1 protein-coding gene is annotated in these 2,343 nt (G+C 60.0%); it reads left to right on the top strand.

Annotated features, from left to right (window positions below; all coding sequences use genetic code 11):
- The first annotated feature begins 424 nt into the window (after positions 1-424).
- Positions 425-2,022, top strand: a protein-coding gene (locus tag AC097L_RS23200) for an IS3 family transposase (RefSeq protein ID WP_479589103.1) whose coding sequence is annotated in 2 segments (ribosomal slippage) — positions 425-923 and positions 923-2,022 — 1,599 coding nt in all. Because the reading frame shifts where the segments join, the coding sequence is not laid out codon by codon here.
- Positions 2,023-2,343: the final 321 nt, after the last annotated feature.

The raw sequence follows: 2,343 nt of genomic DNA, 5'->3' as shown, positions 1-2,343 counted from the left end.
CTACATCAGCGCGGGCATGTACCGGGGCTGGGTGCGGGCAGGGGAAGCGGCGCAGACGCGGATTTTTGAGGATTGAGGTGTTTTTTGGGGTACTAAAAGTGCCTCTAGCGCTTGTTCCATGGGCGTGAGCCGCTCCTGTTTTTGGCTATCAAAAGGGAAGCAATCTGTGGGGCTGTACGGACGGTAGCCAATGGGGGTCGGATCATCCACGCGCGTCGAAAAATGGAGGCCAACCCTCCCGCCCAGTCGCGCGTGTGCTCCGACCCCTATTGGCGGGTTGGCGTTTACGTTTTCTGGGTGCCTGCTGGCATCCCCGGCCGGGATGTGCGCCCGGCGGCGCAGTAACTTTCTTTTGTGTCCCTCCATGTCAGGATAGATGTCGCCTCAACATTTAATGGCAAAGATGGGCGGCAAAAGACAAAGCATGAAACACAAGAGATACACGGCAGAGCAAAAGAAGTGGGCGGTGGAGAAGATGAAGGCACCAGAAAACCTCACAGTGGTGCAGTTGGCTCGGGACACGGGCATCACCCAGGTGTCGCTACGCAACTGGCGCAATGCGGCCAGAGCACTGGGAGAACTGGTGCCCGCAGGACTTGCCAGCGAACGCTGGAGCAGTGCCGACAAGTTCAGGGCAGTACTGGAGACAGCCCCATTGAGCCAGGCGGAAGTGGGCCAATACTGCAGGGCCAAAGCCATCTTGCCTGAGCAGCTCACGCAATGGCGCCTGGCGTGTGAGGGTGCCAACGAAGAGGTGGGGCCAGAAGAATCCACTACCGCAAACGGCTCAAAGCCCGGCAAACTGCCAAGCACCGTGGGGCAAGTGCACAACCCGACGCTGCAAGCGCAGATACGCCAGCTCGAGCGCGAGTTGCGCCGCAAAAATGAAGCGTTGGCAGAAACGGCAGCCCTGCTGGTGCTGGGAAAAAAAGCCGACGCGATCTGGGGCAAGCCGGAACATCCGGCAGAGGAAAAATGATCAATCCCCCCGATCGCGGTGAAGCACTCAAATTGATTGATGAAGCGGTATGTGCCGGTGCACGCCAGACCCTGGCGTGCCAAGCGCTGGGCCTGACGGTGCGCACCGTACAGCGCTGGCGACTCAGCCCGTGCGACCGCCGCCCACAGGCACAGCGCGCTGCGCCAGCCAACAAGCTCAGCGAAGAAGAGCGACGGGCAGTGCTACAGGCCGCCAACCGGGCCGACTGCGCCAGCCTGACACCACACCAGATCGTGCCCAAGCTGGCCGATGAAGGCATCTTCCTGGCGTGCGAATCGACCTTCTACCGGGTGCTCAGAGCCGCAGGGCAAAACCGCCGCCGCGGACGCAGCAAGGCCCCTGTGGCCCGGCCACTGACGACACACCGTGCGGATGGCCCGAACCAAGTGTGGTGCTGGGACATAACCTGGATGCCGACCACGGTCAAAGGGCAGTATTTTTACTGGTACATGGTCAAGGACATCTACAGCCGCAAGCTCATCGTCAACGAGGTGCACGAAGCCGAATCCTCCAGCTACGCGTGCCAACTGGTCAGGCGCGGCTGCCTGCGTGAGCAGACGGTGGGCAAGCCCGTGGTGCTGCACTCGGACAACGGCTCGGTGATGAAAGGCTCCAACCTGTTGGCGACGATGCAGGAGCTGGGCCTGGAGCCCTCGTACAGCAGACCGCGGGTGAGCAATGACAACGCGTATGCGGAGGCACTGTTCAGGACGGCCAAGTACTGCCCGATGTGGCCTGGACGGCCCTTTGATACGCTGGGTGAGGCCCGCGACTGGGTAGTGCGCTTTGTGGCCTGGTACAACGACGAGCACCGCCATAGTGCGCTGAAATACGTCACACCCAACCAACGCCACCGCAGGCTGGACCCGGCGTTGCTACAAAAACGCACAGAACTGTACGAGCAAGCCCGCAGGCTTAATCCGCAACGCTGGGCAGCAGGCCTGAGGAACTGGCAGCTTGAAGACGCTGTGTACCTCAATCCGGAAAGAGAGCGAAAAACCCTTCTCAAGCAGGCAGCCTAACGGCTGCTGAGGCGACAACTACCTTGACACACGCCGGGCCACGCAAAAGAAAGTTACTGCCCTGCCGGGGGCACATCCCGGCCAGCGGCACTGGCGGCATGCACAGCTTCAAAAACGAGAGCAATCGCAAGGCAAGCTGCAAGAGATTGCCGGAATATAGTGCAACCTCCCTCTGCTGCTTTTTCTGGAGTTGTTATGGCCTTCAACCGCTTCTCAAAAATTAAGAAAACCCAAGCCTGGCAGAGGATTCGACCGCATTTTGCTGCCCAAGTTAGGGCGACAAATGAGATGTTAGGGAGACACGGCAGTGTCTCTACATAT

The sequence above is a fragment of the Rhodoferax sp. RT5P35 genome (genome assembly GCF_056521385.1).
The sequence above is the reverse complement of the archived record's forward strand: the minus strand, read 5'-3'. Positions and strand labels throughout refer to the sequence as shown.